Raw genomic sequence first — 17,458 nt, 5'->3', positions numbered from 1 at the left:
GCGATGGGTACGACGGGTTTCGATGTGGCGACCGGTGATACGGGCCCTGTCAGCGCCGACCCCCGTGAACGCGCGGACGCGGTGCGGCAGGCCGTCGACGGTCTGTTGCAGATCCGCCGCGTGATGAACGCCGGTGCCGCAGAGCCCGAAGCGGTCCCGGCCGAGTGGGAACGCCGGCAGCCCGTACGCGCGGTCGCCTTGCTCCTGGAAGCAGCCGGGATCCCGCCCTCCGCCGTGGGCGAGGACGGGCGGCGCCTGGGCACCGGGTACGTCGTCCGCCCGAGCGAGCCGACCGGGGCGCTGCCGCGCGGTGGTGAGCCGCGGAGCGTGGCACGTGTCGAATGGCTCGGCCCGCCGGGGAGCGGGGCCGCGCTCCAGCAGCAGGCCGAGCTGCAGCGGTGCGCTCGGGCCCTCGAGGGGCTGGGCTGGCTCGCGCTGGCGTACCGGGGTGAGCGACGGCAGCACTGGCTGGAAGTCGAGCCCGTCCTCCCCTAAGAACTCCTAACGGAATGATCTTTCGGGTCAGGAGTCGATCTCCCAGTGGAGGGCGCCGGCCTGGGCAAGGGGTTCCAATGCCTCGACGAAGGGCGCCTCATCCGAGCCAGGCGGGAGGTCCACGGCCAGGTAGGTGCCCTGAAGCCACTCATGTGGCAGGCCGGCGTCGACAGCCTTGCCGTGCAGAAGCTCGTGCACCTGGTCTCGGTCTGCGTGTTCCGCGACGAGTGCGACGCGAAGGGTCCGGTGGCCGGACTTGCGCACAACCCTGTTCACCAGGTGGTTGCTGTCGATGGTCACCACATCGCGGTAGCAGATTCCATAGGTGAAGAACGGCAGACAGGCCACCTCGAATGTGTCCTCGGTGAGCTGGCGGGTCCACAGCTGCTCGCGCCAGCCGTCCTGCCGGTCCGACAGATCGGCGTGGATCACGTAGTTGGTGGGGCCCCGGCCGATCGGGTCCTCGTGCGTGATGATGGTGATGGGGTGCCTCCCGGAGCTGGGTCCCGACTCCAAGATCCTGCAACAGCTGTCGCGGCCTCGATGCAGCGGGGCGTGTTCAGACGTCGCCAGCAGATCAGTGCACATCCGAGGGTCAGGAAAGCTTCGTGGATGTCGTCGCGGATCTCCCAGCGGATCCGCAGGCGGCGGAACCAGTGCAGGTGGGCGAACGCGCGCTCGACGACCCAGCGTTGAGTGCCCAGTCCGGAGCCGTGCTCGGTGCCCCGCCGGGCGACCAGCGGCTTCACTCCGAGCCCCCAGACCAGGCGTCGGTACTTGTCGTGGTCGTACCCGCGGTCAGCGAGAACGACATCGGGGCGCCGCCGCGGACGGCCGCGCTTGCCCCGCACGGGCGGCACCGCTTCCAAGAGCGGGATGAGCTGGGTGACGTCGTTGCGGTTCCCGCCGGTCAGCATGACGGCGAGCGGGATGCCGGTGGCGTCGGTGATCAGATGATGCTTGCTGCCCGTCCTACCCCGGTCAACAGGGCTTCGTCCCGTCTTGGGGCCCCTTTTAACGCCCGGATGTGGGAGCCGTCGACCGCCGCCCGGGAGAAGTCCAGCAGGTTCGCCCTGCGGAGTTCGGCCAGGAGAACCTCGTGGAGCCGGTGCCAGACGCCGGCCTCGGTCCACTCAGCCAGGCGGCGCCAGCACGTCATGCCCGAGCCGAAACCGAGCTCCTGCGGCAGGTGTTCCCATGCGATCCCGGTATGCAGCACGAACAGAATGCCCTGGAACACCAGCCGGTCCGGATGCCGCTTGCGCCCGGGATAGCGAGAGCGGCGCTCAACCTTCGGCAACAGCGGTTCGATCACCGCCCACAGCTCGTCCTCAACATGCCACGGCTTCGACCGAGCCACCCCACACCCCCGGATCGTCACTCCCGGAGCGATCCAACCACCTCGAAGATCATTCCGTTAGGAGTTCTAAGAGCGCAGGGCATCAGGGCCGTAGGATCCCTTGATGATCGCTGACAGCCACCAGGGAATGTCGGCAATGAAGAACACGTGGGGGACTCTGGCCGCCGTCATAGCCGTCGGCGTGCTCGCCGCCGGTTACGGGTCCGGGGACGATGGCAAGAACGCCCGAGCACGGCACCCCGATCGACCCGGAGCCCCCGGAGGACTACTACGACGCCCCCGCGGCCGCCGAATCGCCGGTGTCCTGGCCCGAGGGCGCGCCAGCGAGCCCGCTGTGAATGACTTCGAGATCGGCGACCGCGTCCGCATCACCAACCGCGTCGACAGAATGAGCGGCTGGTACGGCACCATCCTCTGTAGTTCTCTTGGGGCCCATACGGCATCGACCTGGACGAAGACCCCTGGCAGATGCCTGTCGAGGCCCGCCCGGATGAGCTGGTCAGGATCAACTTCCCCTGAACCCATCCGGATGCGGTCCGGACGCGAATCCGGGCCGCGTCCAGCCCTTGGAGGGGCTCACGAGGGCCACAACCACCTTGAGGTGGAGGGATCCAGTCACCTGGCTCCGACCTGATCCCGGCAGCCTCCAAGGGCTGATGCCAAACGTACCGCCGCAGCCACCCTCGGCGCATGGCATTGCCTCGTCGGTGGGCCGTCCGTCCTTCACCAACGCTTGGGCCCTCCGCCACGCCACTCGATCAAGTGCGGATCATCGATCCGGACGTCATCCGGATCCAGGCCGGCACGCGCGAGGAACTCCAGCAGATCGGCCAGGCCGTACGCCACGCCGAGGCACTCCGTCCTGATCGTCACCCGTCGGCCGCCAGATGGTGACGGCGGGTGAACCACTATCCGTGCAGGTCCCGACATGTATCCAGCCTGCGCCTGGACCAGTCCGGACGCATCCGGGTGCGCCGATAGGTCGCTCGCCCGTGGATCACCACCCTGTGTGTCACTAGTGAGCGGCGCGCAGCTCTAGCTGCCACACCCAGCTTTGATGCACAGAGAGATGATCTGACTTATCGTCAACTTCCTTGCGAAAGCGTCGAATTATAGCGGAGCAGGCTCGCCTTGGTCAAGGAAGCGACGAAGCATATCTGGGAGGCACAGCACTACCCAGATCTGACCCTGCCGACCGCCAGAAACAAGTCCATACCTGGTTCGATCGAGTCCAACGAGCCGCTGCAGCGCCTATATGGCGACAGTAACGGTCACAATCGAAGCAAGAGCACGGCGGCTTGCAGGAAGTACTACGGAAAGCGGTACGGGAAACTCCCGAACGGTCCGTGGGACTGTGACGAATACCCTTTCGCGTCCACCTGGCAGGGAGCTTTTACGGGCGACAATGACACGAGAGCCACGTCTCATTTTTCCGCCAGGCTCATACCTAGCGCTGACAATCAGCAGGGCGGTCGAGAGCTCGATGATTGGTACCGCGAGCAGCGCATAATTGATCACGATGATTTTTTCGTCAAAGTCGTAAAAGCCGACGGCAGCGAAATGGTACTTCCGGCACCGCCTCCCCCGCACAAGGGGCCGGGAACAATGGGGGACATGAACTCCGACGGCAAGTCGGACCTTGTTGCTGTTCACAGCGACGGCTCCGGGAAGCTGCGTTTCTACCCTGGAAACGGCGATGGAACCCTGGGGGGAGCGAAGGAGATCAGTAGTGCAGGATGGGCCGGTGCGGCGATCTCTCATGGCGGCGACTTCAACAGCGACGGAAAGCAAGATGTGGTCGCCCGAGTCGGTAATGAACTACGCCTATATCCGGGTCAAGGCGACGGCACCGTAGGAACGCCACGCGTATTCAATAGCGGAACAGAATGGGACACGTCCATCAGTAAAATCATTACGGTCGAGGATGCTGACGGAGACGACTACCCCGACGTCATTACGCCCTACGACAACAAACTCTGGCTGTACCCAGGAGACCCGAACAACGAGCCAGGCCTCAAGGATCCCATACAAATCGGCGGTGCCGGCTGGGACAAGTTTGACCTGATATCGCTTGACGACGTCAACGGTGACGGCCACTCGGATCTAGGGGCGAGAAACAGAAATGACGGAATGTCATATTTCTACCCAGGCCCGCTCAACCGTGACCTCTCCCAGCGTACCGCTATGATTCGCGAGCAAAGCGGCGATAGGGCAACGACCAGGCTCTACGATGGCGCAGGCATGCCGCTGATCACGTCCGGTCACGACGCCGATGACAACGGCCGCATGGACATGTGGGCAACGACATGGAATGGCAAGCTCGTTCACATCAAGGACGATCTCGCAGTCGTCGACGAATCACGCCCATCGGATTCCAGCCGCCCCTGGATCACCTACCGCAAAGAGGTAGGGGCTGCCGGTTGGCAGAACATCAAGGCCCTCGGGTAGTGGGCCGCACGCCTGCGGCATGATGCAATCGCCGTAGCACCACAGCTGGCAAGTCTCAGGGAGAAGCATGACCACCGAGCACCTGGTGTCGTCCACTGACACACGGCCACAACTTCACTACAGCACTATCGACATCGGCCCAATAGCGTTCAGCCAACGGCCGGAGAACGACAGCACGATAGAGGTACCTGGAAACAGCCTGCGACTAAGCAGTCGTGACGCATCCGGCTACCCCATGCTGCGCATCGAACACCACTCCAGGGTTCCGGAAAGCACGCCGCCTGACGACTGGGACTACCAGCGAGTCTTTCAGGGCGTGTCAATCGACGCCCCTGTAGCCGTGCTGAGCATGTTCGGCGATAGGTACGGCGAACTGGTCCTTCCTGAAGGGAATTACGGCCTGCGCATCTTGCACAGACGTGAAGAGCTGCCTGACGAAGAGGAAGAGGTGCCAGAGTTCATCGAAGACTTTGACGAGGATGAACTGGACGCGCCTCTCGAAGACCCCGAAGAACACTGGCTTCTCCAGTTCTGGCCCGTCACGATCCCACGGCCAGAGTAGACCTGAGCTCAAGTAGACAACTTGGCATGGATTGAGTCCCCGCCCTTGGGGGCGGGGACTCAATCCCCTTACCGGCACCCCGTCATCCGATGCCGGCCGATCGCTTCAACGCTGGCCGTGCCGCCTCAGAGCCACACCCCAGGACCTCCTTCAGGCCATTCGATCAGCCCCGGATCATCCAGCCGGACATCATCTGGGTCCAGCCCCACCCAACGAAGGGTCTCTAGCGGTGGGTTGTTGTTTGGGCTGCTTGCCGCACCCTGCAGTCGGAGCGCTGGACTACCACTGCTGCGGCGTTTGACCGTCCGAGATGGAGCGTGCTGAAGGGTCGAGGTCGAGGCGCATCTTGGCTCGCATGGCGTTGAAGGCGTCGAACCATGGTTGGTTGTCGTCCTTGAGCGCGGTTCAGCTGCTGTAAGTCTTGCCAGCGCTGAGTTCTCGGATGAGCCGACGCATACCGTGCATGGTCCGGTCGGAGAGAACTACGATCTCGGGTGGCGCGGTGATCGACATCTGGTAGCGCAGTTCGTACACGCCGCCGTCGCAAATGTCCGCGGCCGCCACGCGCAGCGGTTCGAGTGCGGAGTACGCGGCAGCCGAGGGGCACAGTCGTGCGGGTCGCTCGAGAATGTCGAGCATGGGAAGCACCGTGATGGTCCTGCGGCGAAGCGCCAGTTACTCGCTCAGCCCCGGTCGCCGCCCGCCGTTCCATAGACGGATTTCCCTGCAGGTGCCTTCGGCGAACTCCCGGTAATGGGCGACGAATCGCACACGCCAGGAATGCGGCATCAGCACGGCGGTGGAGCGCCACAGCCCGGTGAAGGCCGCCACCACGGCGCTTCCGGAGGCCGATTGCCAGGTGCCGGCCGCACTTCGTCAGTAATGGTCGCTGTTGCCGATGCGGGATCCCGTGAGGACGACAGCGGTGGCCAGTAATGAGCGACACGCATCGGCTGCTCCCCGCGGTGGCTACGACCGCTCTTGTGGGAACAGTTCCCTGGATGTGATCCGGGAATTCCGAGACTTCTCGTCGGGTTCAGGCGGCCGGGTCGGTGGGGGTGGGCTGGTCGCCCCAGCCGGACCGGGCGATCAGGTCGTACCAGTCGGGCATCGTGCCGGGCGGCAGGTGGCGGCGCAGGAGCTGGCCGGGGAAGCCCAGGGGTCCGGCCTTGGCGGGATTGGCCAGCGCCTGGTGGACGATCATGTCGGTCATCGTGTAGGCGAGGTCCTCGCGGGGGAGGGCGGCGTGCACACGGTCGGCGAAGCCGTCGGGCAGGAGTTCCTTGCCGTACCCGAGAACGTCCACGGAGATGCCGGCGTGAGCCAGCGCGACTTCCGGGCCCTTGCGGGAGGCGATGCCCTCCGAAGTGTGCAGGGCGATCGCGTCCCACACCACGGTCACGGCGTCCTCGCCGGTGCCGTGTTCGCGGAGGAAGCGGGCCGCCAGATCCGCGCCGTCCACCTCGAAACGCTGGTCCCCGTTGCCCTGCTCGGACAGACCCAGGTCGTGCAGCACACAGCTGACGAACACCAGCTCGTCGTCGAAGTCCGTCCCGGCCTCCATGCCGCGGTGGCCGGCGAGCGCCCGGGCGAAGAGGTAGCTGCGCACGCTGTGGCGGAAGATGACCGCCGGCTCGGTTTCCTCGGCGTAGCGCAGCGCGCGGGCGGCCAGGTCCGTCCGGGGCAGATCGAATGGGTCGTAGACAGCGGGCAGGGCGACATCCACCGCGGGGACTCCTCATACGTCGTTCAGTGGGTACGCCCTTGATCCTGCTGCCGTCCGCATCCCTCGGCCAGCGGCCACAATGCCGTCCTGCGCTAAATTCTGGCCATGACTCGTGTGGTGGCCGTGCTCGCGCTCGACGGCGTCCTCCCCTTCGAACTGTCCATCCCGGGCCAGGTCTTCGGCACCGCCAACCAAGCCGCCGACATGCCGCACTACGACCTGCGGATCTGCGCTCCCGACCGCAGCGCCACCACCTCACCCGAGCACGGCGCCTTCCGGATCCACACCCCTCACGACCTCGACGGCCTCGCGGACGCCGACACCGTCGTCATCCCCGCCCACGCCGGTTTCCTGGGCGCACCGCCCCCCGCGGTCGTCGAGGCGCTGCGGCGGGCGGCGGCGCGCGGGGCGCGTCTGGCATCGGTGTGCGTGGGCGCCTTCACCCTGGCCGCCACCGGCTTGCTGGACGGTCGCCGCGCCACCACCCACTGGCAGTACGCCGGTGAACTCGCCCGGCGTCACCAGCGCGTCGACGTCGACCCCGCCGTCCTGTTCGTCGACCACGGCAGTCTGATCACGTCGGCCGGGGTGGCCGCCGGACTCGACCTGTGCCTCCATCTGGTCCGCCGCGACCTCGGTGCGGATCTCGCGGCCGCCACCGCCCGCCGCACCGTGATGCCTCTCCAGCGCGACGGTGGTCAGGCCCAGTACATCGAACGCCCCGAGGCCCCGACCGGCCTCAGTACCCTCCAGCCCGTCCTGGAGTGGATGGAGAGCCACCTCCACCGGCCCCTCACCCTCGCCGACATCGCCGGTCACGCCAGGATCAGTATCCGGACGCTCAACCGGCAGTTCCGCGCCCAGACCGGCACCACCCCGCTGCAATGGCTCCTGGGCGCCCGTATCCACCGGGCCCAGGAACTGCTGGAGACCACCGACCTGCCCGTCACGCACATCGCCGACCGCACCGGCTTCGGCTCCCCCGTCACCCTGCGCCATCACTTCACCCGCCGCACCGGAGCCTCCCCCCACGCCTACCGCGCGGCCTTCCGGCGACAACATCTCGACAAATAGACCCCGTCACCGCGACCGTGGCCGGCGTACCTCCGCTGTCAGCAGTTCCTGGCCGGTCGGGCGCGGGATCGTGGCCCAGAAGTCGCACTGGTGGGCGGTGTCGAAGTCGGTCCGGGGCGTGATGGCGTCCGGGCCAGGAGAGCGGGCGGTAGGGGTCCGGGGCGGTCGCGGGCCAGGTGCCGGGGACGGGGTCCGTCATGGTGACCAAGCGGGTCCAGAAGGTGGTCATGGCCTGCGACAGCCGGGCCTGGGCCGGGTCCAGCCGGAGGTCGCCCGCCTGCAGGTAGTCGAACAGGTACGGGAGTTCAGCGCCGTGGTAGGCACCCAGCGGGAAGTCGGGGTGGACGTTGTAGAGGACGGGGGCGGCGCGGTCGGCGAACTCGTAGGCGAAGACGCGGCCCGGTGTGGCGGTGGCGAGCTGCCGCGCCGACTCCCGGGTGGGGCAGGCGACGAGGTAGTCGCCGAACGCGGCCGCGAACGCCAGGCGGTGGTCACCGCCGTAGTTCGACGCCGGGTAGTGGGCGGCGGCCCGGACGTCGGACCACGGGGCGGGGGGCTGGGGCGGCCGCCACCGCCGCTCCCCCACCGGCGGCGCGGCGAACGGCACGCCGAGGAAGGCGCGGCCGCGCTCGGTGACGGTGCCGCGTACGGGTCCGGCGTCCGTGGTGACCACCGCCGGGTCCTCCGGCGCACCGGCGCCCGCCCGGGCCGGGACGACGGCCGGGACGACGGCCGCGGCGGTGGCGGTGGCGGTGGTGGCAGCGGCAGGGGCGAGTCCTCGCCGTCGCGGCTTCGCCCAGCCGATGAGTCGTGACCACGGGCGCGCGCGGGGCGCGGGCCGTGACCAGGGTGATCCTGATAGGCAGTCACGGTGAGCAACCATGCGTCCGCGCGTCGAGGGGGCGACGCCGAGCCCGGCCCGTATGACACCGACCGCTGGTGGCCGTTCGCCGTGGCCGCCTACGCGTTCGCCGTCGCCATGTGCGGCACCACGCTGCCCACGCCGCTCTACGGCTTGTACCAGCAGGAACTGGGCTTCTCCTCGTTCATGGTGACGCTGATCTTCGCGGTGTACGCGGTCGGTGTCATCGTGGCGCTGCTCCTGCTGGGGCAGCTGTCGGACTCCGTGGGCCGCCGGCCGGTGCTGCTGGCCGGTCTGGTGCTGTCGGCGATGAGCGCGGTGTGCTTCCTCTTCCAGAGCGGGCTGCCGGAGCTCTTCGCGGGCCGGGTGCTCTCGGGACTGTCCGCGGGGCTGTTCACGGGGACCGCGACGGCCGCCGTGGTGGAGCTCGCCCCACGGCGGTGGGCCGCGCACGCCACGCTGATCGCCACCGCGGCCAACATGGGCGGGCTGGGCAGCGGACCGCTGCTCGCCGGCCTGATGGCGCAGTACGTTCCGGATCCGCTCCGGCAGGTGTTCGTCGTGGACCTCGTGCTCGTGGCAGTCGCCTTCGTCGGCGTGCTGCTGATCCCGGAGACGGTGCGGGACCGGCACGGTACGTCGCGCGGCCCCCGGCGGCTGCGCGTGCCGCCGTCGGTGCGCCCCGCCTTCGTCCCGGCGGCCATGGCCGGCTTCGCCGGGTTCGCCACGCTGGGTCTGTTCACGTCGGTGGCGCCGAGCTTCCTGAGCGAGGTGGTGGGGGTGAGCGATCCGGCGGTGTCCGGCACCGTGGTCTTCGCGGTCTTCGGGGCGTCGACGGCCGGTCAGCTGCTGATGGGGCGGGTCGGTGTGCACCGGGCGCTGCCGTGGGGGTGCGTGGTGCTCGTGGCGGGGATGGCGATGATCTCCTCCGCGCTGATCACGGCCTCTTTGTTCTTGCTGGTGGCGGGGGCGCTCACCGCGGGCGCGGGGCAGGGGCTTTCGTTCCGGGCCGGCGTCACCATGGTGGGTGAGCGCAGCCCGGCCGAGCGGCGGGCGGAGGTCACCTCCGCGTTGTTCGTGGTGCTGTACGTGGCGATCTCGATCCCCGTGGTCGGGGTGGGAATCATGGCCGTCACCCTGGGGCTGCGACAGGCGGGGCTGATCTTCAGCGGGTGCGTGGCGCTGCTGGCGGCCACCACGACGGTACTGCTGTGGCTGCGGCCGGTGGCGGTGCGGGGCGGCGGGGAGTAGGGACGGCGGCCGGTGGGGCGGCTGATGGGGGCGGCCGCCCCGGCTCGTCCCGGTCACGATCCGACGAGTTCGAGTGCCTGGGCGGCGTGCGGGACGTCGGCGGCCAGCGTGGGGTAGTCGGTGTACCCGGTCTCTCCTCCCACGTACATCATGTGCTGGTCGCGTACCTGGTTGAGCGGTGCGCCGACCCGCAGTCGTTCGACCAGGTCGGGGTTGGCCAGGAAGGCGCGGCCCAGTGCGATCAGGTCGGCTCCCGCGTCCAGCAGCCGCTCGCCCGCCAGTTGGCCGCCGTCGGCGGGGATCGGCCCTCCCCAGCCCAGCGCCGGGTTGGCGATCAGCGTGCCCGGCCAGGCCTTCCGGAGGTCCTGGAACAGGGGCTGGTCGGGGTCGGCCCACACGATGTGCAGGTAGGCCAGGCCGGTGTCCGCCAGTGCCTCGACGAGCGTCGGGTAGATGCTCTCGGTGTCGCCTTCCTCGATGCCGTTGACGGTGTTTCCCGGGGAGATGCGCAGGCCCACCCGCTCGGGGCCGATGGCTTCGGCGACCGCCTGGACCACCTCGACGGCGAACCGGATGCGGCCGGCGACCGAGCCGCCGTAGGCGTCGGTGCGGTGGTTGGTGTTGCGCGCCATGAACTGGTGCAGGAGGTGGCCGTTGGCGGCGTGCACCTCCACCCCGGCGAAGCCGGCGTCGACGGCGTTGCGGGCGGCCGCGGCGAAATCGGCCACGGTGGACCGGATGTCGTCCTGGGTCATCTCCCTTGGTACGACGGCCTCCTGGCGCCCGGCGGGCGTGTGGATCGTCTCCGGGAGCGGCACCGGCGACGGCGCGACCGGCATCAGTCCGCTGTTGTCGGGATGCCCGACCCGGCCGCCGTGCTGCAGCTGCAGGAACATCCGGCCGCCCTTGGCCGCCACCGCGTCGGTGACCTGCCGCCATCCGGCCACGTGGGCCTCGTTGTGGATCGCGGGGATGTTGGGGTACGTCTGCCCCACGGCGTTCGGTGTGGCGGCCTCGGCGATGATCAGGCCTGCGGAGGCGCGTTGTGCGTAGTACGTGGCCATGATGGGCTGCGGGACGCCGTCGGCACCGGCGCGGTTGCGGGTCAACGGTGCCATCACCAGGCGGTTGGGCAGGTCCAGAGGGCCGAGACGGGCGGGGTCGAAGAGGCGGGACGGTGCTGGCGTGTTCGTCATGCCGGTACCGTAGGAGTTGACATCAGTGTCAGGTTCAAGTCCCGTAGCGGCAAGGCAGCGGCAGCGGCAGGCGAGGTGGGGAATGCGGATCGGCGAACTGGCGCGACGCAGCGGTGTGAGCGAGCGTTCGTTGCGCTACTACGAGACGCAGGGACTGCTGAACGCCGAGCGCACTCCGGGCGGTCAGCGGCAGTACGGCGAGTGGGCGGTCGACCGGGTCATCCGCGTCCAGGCGCTCTACGCGGCGGGGCTCAACAGCAAGAAGATCGCCCAGCTGCTGCCGTGCATGCGGGACACGGACGGCGGCCCGTCCGAGGCCGCCACCGAGCAACTGGTCGTGGAGCTCGCCTCGGAGCGGGACCGTATCAACCGACTGATCACCGACCTGATCCGGTCCCGCGACGTCCTGGACGAGGTCATCACCACGGCGTCGGTCGGCGTCTCCTGAGGCGTGCCCGACAGATCACATGACGCCATCCCCGAAGGGCGTGCGGATCAGCCGCCCTGACCGGCGCTTCCGATCGGGCCGACCTTCACCGGGGAGCCGGAGCCGTCCGTGACGGGCAACGTGGCGGCGCCCGGCCAGGGGAGGGAGACCGACTTCGTCTCGCTCGGCGGGGTCACCAGCAGTCCCGTGATGCGGACGCCGGAGCCACCCGACGTGTTGAACGGATAGCTGATGCCGAAGAACGTCGACTGCCCGTCCTTGAGGATGGTCGAGGGGGCCTGCTCACCAGTGCGCTTCGCGGACAGCGACCCCGCGTTGGTCTTCAGATCGACGCCCGCGTACCCGGAGATCGCGCAGCTGTGGCCGCCGCGGTTCTTCAGCTCCACCACGACGGTGGCATCGGAGTCACCGTCGATGGTGCGGTCCTTCGCCGTGATCTCCAGCTCGTCGGTGCGGCACTTGCCGGCCTTGCCGCTCTCCTTGGAGCCGGTCCCAGCGGCCGTGCCCTGCCCGCCGGAGCTCTTCCCGGCGGGGCTCTTCCCGGCGGAGTCCTTCCCGCCGCCCTGGTCCGAACCGCCCGAGCCCGAACCGCCCGAGCCCGAACCGCCGCCCGTGGAAGACGCGGAGGATGCGGACGACGCGGACGACGGGGCGCTCTTCCCCGTGCCGTCGTCGTCGCCCTGGCAGGCCGTGAGTAAGAGACCAGCGGCAACGGCCAGGGTGGCGAAAGTGAGCTTGTGAACGCGCATCGTGTCTGCCTCAATATCGGTTGGGGGTGCCGACCGCTCGCACGAATTCGCACAAGCGAGCGTTTCTGATCATCAGGATGCACCCGGCCCGGCGAAGCGTTCCACCCAACCACCCTCTAATACATTCCTGTTACACACAGCCGGGCGCGACGCGCACCACCACCGGGCTGTCCGGTGGGACGGTGACCGACGCGGGCCGGTCCCCGCCCCATCCCGTCACTTCACGGTCACCGTGGCCTTCCACGGCGAGACGACCAGGGGGCAGATGTGCCCCGAATCGGGGCGGCAGCGTCGTTGCGCGCTGATGGTGGCTTTGCCGGCATGGTCCGCGTGGAAGACCGCCGATGCGCCGCCGCCCGGTGTCATACCGCCGGCGGTACGCCGCAGCACCGTGGAGTCGCTGGACTGCGGGGTGCTCCAGGTGTAGTTGAGCCCGTTCTCACGGTAGCCGGTGAGGCGGACTTCGATGTCGTCACCCAGACTCGCGGGCACGGACCGGCCGTTGTCCGGGTTCATGAGCACGATGCGCTCGGCCAGTCGGTGCGATACCGGGCTGTGAGCAGCCACCGGCGCCGCCGCGGATGCCACGACGATCACCAGGGCCGCACCCACGCCCCATGGAACAGACCACTTCGTTCCCACCACGATTCCCTCCCCTTGGTCCCGCCGGACCCGAATCTCCCTGCCGACGGCAACAGCGGACCCATCCTTCCGGCCGTCCCGACGTGGTAGCCAAGGGTCCGGATCGAAACCACCCGACCGAGGGTCGTGGCGTCCGCCCGGGATCCCTACGACTGTGCGCCCACCTCCACCAGCCCCGTCTCGTACGCGGCGATCACCGCCTGGGCCCGGTCGCGGACGCCGAGCTTCGCGAAGACGCTGGTGATGTGGTTCTTCACGGTCGACACGCTGATGTCCATCTCCCCCGCGACCTCCGCGTTGTCGAGCCCCGTAGCCATCAGCCGCCACACCTCCTGCTCGCGCGGCGTGAGGTCGCCCGAGAGCGCGACGGGCGGCCGCGGCCGGTCCGGGGTCCTGACGTACGTGGAGATCAGCCTGGTCAGCAGCCGGGGAGCGACCGCGGCCTCCCCCGTGTGCACCACGCGGACGGCGGCGACCAGTTCCTCGGGCGAGATGTCCTTGGGCAGGAACCCGTAGGCGCCCGCCCGCAACGCGGCCACCACGTACTCGTCCATGTCGAAGGTGCTCAGCGCCAGCACCCGGCAGCCGGGCAGCTCCCGTGCGAGCTGCCCGGTCGCGGCGACGCCGTCCAGCACCGGCATCCGGATGTCCATCACGACGACGTCGGGCCGCAGCCGGTGCGCGAGGACCACCGCCTCCGCGCCGTCACCGGCCTCGCCCACCACCTCGAAGGCCGGGTCGGGCGCGAGGATCAGCGCCAGCCCGCGCCGCACGAGCGGCTGGTCGTCCGCGATCAGCACTCTGATCGCACCCCCGCGCATCGCCTCTCCCATCGCCTCGTCCATGGTCTCCTTCATCGCAGCGCCCCCACGCCGGTCTCCTGCGGCAGCCGTTCGTCGGCCGTCAGCGGCAGCCGGGCCGACACCCGGAACCCGCCCTGGTCCAGCGGACCGGCCTCCAGCGTCCCGCCGTGCAGCACGGTCCGCTCCCGCATCCCGACCAGGCCGTAACCGGAGCCCGACCCGAAGGCCGTGCTCACGCCGGCGCCGTCGTCCGACACCTCCACCGCCACGCCGTCCGGCTCGTACGTCAGCCGTACGGACGCCCTGGCCTCGCCCGCGTACTTGCGCGCGTTCGTCAGCGCCTCCTGCACGACGCGGAACACCGTCAGGCCCACGCTCGGCGGCAGCGGACGTTCTTCGCCCCGCACCTCGAGCGCGGTGGGCAACCCGGCCCGGCAGGACTCGGCGACGAGCCGCTCGAGGTCGCCGACGCCCGGCTGCGGGGCGGTCGGCGCCTCCTCGGCCTCGTCGCCGGCCCGCAGGACGTCCAGCAGCTGACGCATCTCGCGCAGCGCCATCCGCCCGGATCCCTCGAGGGTGATCAGCGCCTCCCTGACCACCTCCGGGTCACCGCCGAGGTTGGCCCGGGCGCCCCCGGCCATCAGCTGCATGGTGGTGATGTGGTGCGCCACGATGTCGTGCAACTCCCGTGCAATGCGCCGTCGTTCGTCGGCCACCGCCCGGTCGGCCAGCATCCGGCGGTTGGCCTCGATGTCCCGCTGCCAGTGGTTCATCACGATCGCGGCGATGACCACGAGCGCTCCGGCGGACACGTTGCCCGCCACGTCCACGAGCCTCGGCCGCGGCCACGACGTCTGCCCCACCAGCGGCAGCGTCACGGCGACGAGCGACGCCGGCACCGCCACGGCCGCGCCCCGGGTCCGTACGACCGTGTAGAGCGCGACCACGACCGTGGCGTTGAAATGCTGCGCGACCGGGACGCTCAGGTTCAGCACCAGGCCGAGCAGCAGGATGGCCGCGAGCGTCGGCACCGGGGCGCGGCGCCGGGCCACCAGCGGCAGCGCGGACACCATCAGGAGCACGCAGCCGACCGCCGGGACGTACCCCAGGTCGACCTGGCTGGTGAGCGTGAAGCCGATCAGGTCCACGACCGCCGCCCCGACCGCGACCAGCGCGTCGTTGCGCGTCCAGGGCGATGCGTCGCCACGCGTCCACGGCAGCGCGTCGCCGCTCGGCACGGCCCGGAATCCTGCGGAGGCTTCCGAAGCCCCGGAAGTCCCTGAGCCCGGGGAACCTCCCGGAGCCCTGGCTTCAAGGCGTGTCGTCGACATTACGGTCCTCCCCCTCGGCCGCCCCGCCGACCACGTCCGGTGCGGCACGACCGTCATTTGACGATCCATTCTGGCATCGGCTCCCGGCCCCTCCCCCGGCCCCTGAGTCGATACCGCTCTGGGACCACGATCCTGGTCGGCGGCTCCGCCCGGCCCCCGCTCCCAGGCCCTTTCTCGTCCCGCGCTCGGACGATTCGCGCGATCCGCGCTGATGAGCTGGACACCTGCCGGGAGAACCCGGTGCACCACCCACCGCCGGAGGACAACGTGATCCGCGCCCTGACCGGGCTCTCCACCCGCAACCCATGGAAGGTCATCGTCCTCTGGACGGTGCTGGGCCTGTTCCTGACCGTGCTCGGACAGGGGCTGCTCTACCGCGTCACCCAGGCCCAGAGCGGCGACTTCCTGCCCGCGACGTACGACTCGGCCGCCGCGCTCAAGGTCGCCGAGGAGCGGTTCGGGGTGAAGCCCGACGCCAACGCGGTGACCGTGCTCGTCGCCCGCGCCGACGGCAAGCCCCTCGCAGAAGCCGACCACCGCCGCGTCGGCGCGCTCGCCGAGCGACTGGGCCACCGGCGCGTCGCGATGCCCGCGCCCAAGGAGGACGGGCCGCCCTCCTTCCTGGCCGAGGACCACTCCCAGACGCCCAAGGTCGCTCCCGCGATGGTCGCGCCCGACCGGAGCTTCGAACTGCTCTCCGTACAGCTGACCGGCAACTCCACGGACCCCGGCATGCACGACCTCTACCGCGCCTTCCGCGACCGGGCGAAGGCCGACTTCGCCGAGGCCGGGATGCGCACCGGTTTCACCGGCGGCCTGGCCGACCTCGTCGACACCGACGAGGCGGAGAAGACCACCCAGACGGTCGTCGGCATCGTCATGATGGGCCTGATCGTGCTGATCAACATCCTGGTGTTTCGCAGCGTGCTGGCAGCCTTCGTCCCCCTGCTCTCGGTCGCCGTCATCGGCGGCGCCGCGACGGGAGCGGTGACCGGCGTCGCGATGCTCACCGGCATCACGCTCGACTCCTCCACCCCCAGCATGATCAGCGTCGTGCTGATCGGCATCGGCGTCGACTACTTCCTCTTCCTCCTCTTCCGCTTCCGCGAACAGCTGCGAGCCCACCCCGACCTGCCCGCGCGCGCCGTGGCGGCCGAGGTCAGCGCCCGGGTCGGAACGGCGATCACCTCCGCCGCCCTCACCATCGTGGCCGCCTTCGCCACCCTCGGCATCGCGACGTTCGGGCAGTTCCGCGTGCTCGGCCCCGCCATCGCCGTCTCGGTGCTCGTCATGCTGCTGGCCAGCCTCACCTTCATGCCCGCGCTGCTCGCGGTCACCGGGCGCAAGATGTTCTGGCCGTCCCGCGCCCTCAAGCGCGAACCCCGCCCCGGCACGGCCGGGCGCGTCGGCGACCTGGTGGCCCGACGCCCGGTCACCCTCGTGCTGGCGTCCGTCGCCCTGCTCGGCGCCCTGGCGGCCGGACTGGTCGGCATCCGGATGGACTTCGGCCAGACCTCCGGCGCCCACCGCACCCCGGCGGCCGCCACGTCCGCCGAGATAACCCGCGCCCTGCCCGCCGGAGTGTCCGACCCGGCCACCGTCTACGTCACCGCGAAGGACGGCCGCGCCCTGACCGCCGAGGCCCTCGGCGCCCTGCCCCAGGCCCTCGCCGGGCTCAAGGGCGTCGGGCAGGTCGGCGGGACCGCCCTCAACGACGACCGTACCGCCGCCCGTATCGACCTCTACCTCACCGCCGACACCCAGAGCCAGGCGGCCCGCGACCTCGTCTCCGGGCCCGTCCGCGACACCGTCGCCCGCCACACCCCCGCCGGCCTGCAAGCCCATGTCGGAGGCACAGCCGCGATCTTCGCGGACATCTCCACGGCCGTCGACCACGACCTGAGGATCGTCTTTCCGGTCGCCGCCGTGCTCATCGCCCTCATCCTGCTCGTCCTGCTGCGCAGCCTGCTCGCCCCGGCCGTTCTCATGATCGCCGTCGGCCTCGGGTTCGCCGCCACCCTCGGCGCCTCCGCCCTCGTCTTCCAGCACCTCCTCGACAAGCCGGGCGTCAACTTCGTCCTGCCGCTGGTGCTCTTCCTCTTCGTCGTCGCGCTGGGCACCGACTACAACATCCTGATCAGCGACCGCATCCGCGAGGAGATGGAACGCCCCGGCCCGGCCCGCGCGGCCGTCGCCCGCGCCGTGCGCCACACGGCACCCGCCATCGCCACGGCGGGCGTCGTCCTCGCCGCGTCCTTCGGCAGCCTCGCCGTCGACGCGGCCCCCTCCACCCAGCAGATCGGCTTCGCGACGGCGCTCGGCATCATGCTCTCCGCCTTCGTCCTCTCCATCGTGCTGGTGCCCGCGCTGGCCGCGATCCTCGGCCGGGGCATCTGGTGGCCGGTCCGACCGGGCCGTGCCCAGGGCCGCCACCACGCCGGACCGCCGGCCGCCGAGCCGCACGTCGACCGCGTCCCCGTGCACTGACCGGCCCGGCGTACGAAGCGTCGG

Annotated in this window: 18 protein-coding genes and 1 pseudogene; 9 read left to right on the top strand and 10 right to left on the bottom strand. The window is 69.7% G+C overall.

Annotated features, from left to right (window positions below; translation table 11 throughout):
* Window positions 1–3 precede the first annotated feature (3 nt).
* Window positions 4–495 carry a hypothetical protein gene (locus J1792_RS16970; protein WP_207247612.1) on the top strand — a complete coding sequence of 164 codons (492 nt, stop codon included), beginning with the start codon at window positions 4–6 and terminating at the stop codon, window positions 493–495.
* A gap of 27 nt (window positions 496–522) precedes the next feature.
* Here J1792_RS16970 and J1792_RS16965 read toward each other — a convergent pair whose 3' ends face one another.
* Window positions 523–1,011 (bottom strand): DUF4265 domain-containing protein, encoded by a 489-nt coding sequence (locus tag J1792_RS16965; RefSeq protein ID WP_242645945.1) that lies wholly within the window; start codon window positions 1,009–1,011, stop codon window positions 523–525.
* A 47-nt stretch (window positions 1,012–1,058) separates the two neighbouring features.
* Window positions 1,059–1,855, bottom strand: a pseudogene (locus J1792_RS16960) (IS5 family transposase); the annotation flags it as partial.
* 212 nt (window positions 1,856–2,067) lie between these two features.
* Here J1792_RS16960 and J1792_RS35075 point away from each other — a divergent pair.
* The 4 genes from J1792_RS35075 to J1792_RS16950 all read left to right on the top strand — a co-directional run bounded on the left by J1792_RS35075 (window position 2,068) and on the right by J1792_RS16950 (window position 4,865).
* A complete protein-coding gene (locus J1792_RS35075; protein WP_278186286.1) occupies window positions 2,068–2,193 on the top strand; it encodes a hypothetical protein in 126 nt (41 codons plus the stop codon).
* A 424-nt stretch (window positions 2,194–2,617) separates the two neighbouring features.
* Window positions 2,618–2,749 carry a hypothetical protein gene (locus J1792_RS35390; RefSeq protein WP_307843014.1) on the top strand — a complete coding sequence of 44 codons (132 nt, stop codon included), beginning with the start codon at window positions 2,618–2,620 and terminating at the stop codon, window positions 2,747–2,749.
* A 237-nt stretch (window positions 2,750–2,986) separates the two neighbouring features.
* Complete coding sequence (locus tag J1792_RS16955) at window positions 2,987–4,303, top strand: FG-GAP-like repeat-containing protein (protein ID WP_207247610.1); 1,317 nt, start codon at window positions 2,987–2,989, stop codon at window positions 4,301–4,303.
* 67 nt (window positions 4,304–4,370) lie between these two features.
* Window positions 4,371–4,865, top strand: coding sequence for a hypothetical protein (locus tag J1792_RS16950; protein WP_179198810.1), 495 nt, complete (start codon window positions 4,371–4,373; stop codon window positions 4,863–4,865).
* A gap of 405 nt (window positions 4,866–5,270) precedes the next feature.
* Here the strand turns inward: J1792_RS16950 and J1792_RS16945 are convergent, their stop codons facing one another.
* Both J1792_RS16945 and J1792_RS16940 read right to left on the bottom strand, forming a co-directional pair.
* Window positions 5,271–5,504 carry a hypothetical protein gene (locus J1792_RS16945; protein ID WP_143587592.1) on the bottom strand — a complete coding sequence of 78 codons (234 nt, stop codon included), beginning with the start codon at window positions 5,502–5,504 and terminating at the stop codon, window positions 5,271–5,273.
* Window positions 5,505–5,901: 397 nt separating this feature from the next.
* Window positions 5,902–6,591, bottom strand: coding sequence for an HD domain-containing protein (locus J1792_RS16940; protein WP_086567813.1), 690 nt, complete (start codon window positions 6,589–6,591; stop codon window positions 5,902–5,904).
* 105 nt (window positions 6,592–6,696) lie between these two features.
* On the opposite strand from J1792_RS16940, the gene J1792_RS16935 reads away from it, so the two are divergent.
* Window positions 6,697–7,665, top strand: a complete 969-nt coding sequence (locus J1792_RS16935; protein WP_207247609.1) for a GlxA family transcriptional regulator — start codon at window positions 6,697–6,699, stop codon at window positions 7,663–7,665.
* Here J1792_RS16935 and J1792_RS16930 read toward each other — a convergent pair.
* Complete coding sequence (locus J1792_RS16930) at window positions 7,595–8,338, bottom strand: carboxylesterase family protein (protein ID WP_207247608.1); 744 nt, start codon at window positions 8,336–8,338, stop codon at window positions 7,595–7,597. The genes J1792_RS16935 and J1792_RS16930 overlap by 71 nt on opposite strands.
* Before the next feature lie 198 nt (window positions 8,339–8,536).
* On the opposite strand from J1792_RS16930, the gene J1792_RS16925 reads away from it, so the two are divergent.
* Window positions 8,537–9,778 (top strand): MFS transporter, encoded by a 1,242-nt coding sequence (locus J1792_RS16925; RefSeq protein ID WP_372446113.1) that lies wholly within the window; start codon window positions 8,537–8,539, stop codon window positions 9,776–9,778.
* 53 nt (window positions 9,779–9,831) lie between these two features.
* On the opposite strand, the gene J1792_RS16920 is transcribed toward J1792_RS16925, so the two are convergent.
* Entirely contained in the window at window positions 9,832–10,974 is a 1,143-nt protein-coding gene (locus J1792_RS16920) for an alkene reductase (RefSeq protein WP_086571795.1), read from the bottom strand.
* Window positions 10,975–11,056: 82 nt separating this feature from the next.
* Between J1792_RS16920 and J1792_RS16915 the strand changes: the two genes are divergently transcribed.
* Window positions 11,057–11,422: a MerR family transcriptional regulator gene (locus J1792_RS16915; RefSeq protein WP_086571793.1), complete on the top strand. Its 366-nt coding sequence runs from the start codon at window positions 11,057–11,059 to the stop codon at window positions 11,420–11,422.
* Between the two features lie 47 nt (window positions 11,423–11,469).
* On the opposite strand, the gene J1792_RS16910 is transcribed toward J1792_RS16915, so the two are convergent.
* The 4 genes from J1792_RS16910 to J1792_RS16895 all read right to left on the bottom strand — a co-directional run bounded on the left by J1792_RS16910 (window position 11,470) and on the right by J1792_RS16895 (window position 14,854).
* Window positions 11,470–12,171 (bottom strand): DUF4232 domain-containing protein, encoded by a 702-nt coding sequence (locus tag J1792_RS16910; RefSeq protein ID WP_086571791.1) that lies wholly within the window; start codon window positions 12,169–12,171, stop codon window positions 11,470–11,472.
* Window positions 12,172–12,387: 216 nt separating this feature from the next.
* Window positions 12,388–12,816, bottom strand: coding sequence for a hypothetical protein (locus tag J1792_RS16905; protein ID WP_207247607.1), 429 nt, complete (start codon window positions 12,814–12,816; stop codon window positions 12,388–12,390).
* Window positions 12,817–12,959: 143 nt separating this feature from the next.
* Entirely contained in the window at window positions 12,960–13,658 is a 699-nt protein-coding gene (locus J1792_RS16900; protein ID WP_242645943.1) for a response regulator, read from the bottom strand.
* A gap of 8 nt (window positions 13,659–13,666) precedes the next feature.
* Entirely contained in the window at window positions 13,667–14,854 is a 1,188-nt protein-coding gene (locus tag J1792_RS16895) for a sensor histidine kinase (protein WP_242705149.1), read from the bottom strand.
* Between the two features lie 333 nt (window positions 14,855–15,187).
* On the opposite strand from J1792_RS16895, the gene J1792_RS16890 reads away from it, so the two are divergent.
* A complete protein-coding gene (locus J1792_RS16890) occupies window positions 15,188–17,434 on the top strand; it encodes an MMPL family transporter (protein WP_242705148.1) in 2,247 nt (748 codons plus the stop codon).
* Window positions 17,435–17,458 lie beyond the last annotated feature (24 nt).

Origin of the sequence: Streptomyces triculaminicus (assembly GCF_017349075.1) — a bacterium.
In the GTDB taxonomy this organism is placed as follows: domain Bacteria; phylum Actinomycetota; class Actinomycetes; order Streptomycetales; family Streptomycetaceae; genus Streptomyces; species Streptomyces triculaminicus.
This window is presented reverse-complemented; position numbering and strand designations above follow the sequence as displayed.

Coding starts and splice junctions, on each gene's coding strand:
- J1792_RS16970 (WP_207247612.1), top strand. CDS start 4: ATGGGTACGACGGGTTTCGATGTGGCGACCGGTGATACGGGCCCTGTC.
- J1792_RS35075 (WP_278186286.1), top strand. CDS start 2,068: ATGGCAAGAACGCCCGAGCACGGCACCCCGATCGACCCGGAGCCCCCG.
- J1792_RS16950 (WP_179198810.1), top strand. CDS start 4,371: ATGACCACCGAGCACCTGGTGTCGTCCACTGACACACGGCCACAACTT.
- J1792_RS16945 (WP_143587592.1), bottom strand. CDS start 5,504: ATGCTCGACATTCTCGAGCGACCCGCACGACTGTGCCCCTCGGCTGCC.
- J1792_RS16935 (WP_207247609.1), top strand. CDS start 6,697: ATGACTCGTGTGGTGGCCGTGCTCGCGCTCGACGGCGTCCTCCCCTTC.
- J1792_RS16920 (WP_086571795.1), bottom strand. CDS start 10,974: ATGACGAACACGCCAGCACCGTCCCGCCTCTTCGACCCCGCCCGTCTC.
- J1792_RS16915 (WP_086571793.1), top strand. CDS start 11,057: ATGCGGATCGGCGAACTGGCGCGACGCAGCGGTGTGAGCGAGCGTTCG.
- J1792_RS16910 (WP_086571791.1), bottom strand. CDS start 12,171: ATGCGCGTTCACAAGCTCACTTTCGCCACCCTGGCCGTTGCCGCTGGT.
- J1792_RS16900 (WP_242645943.1), bottom strand. CDS start 13,658: ATGGACGAGGCGATGGGAGAGGCGATGCGCGGGGGTGCGATCAGAGTG.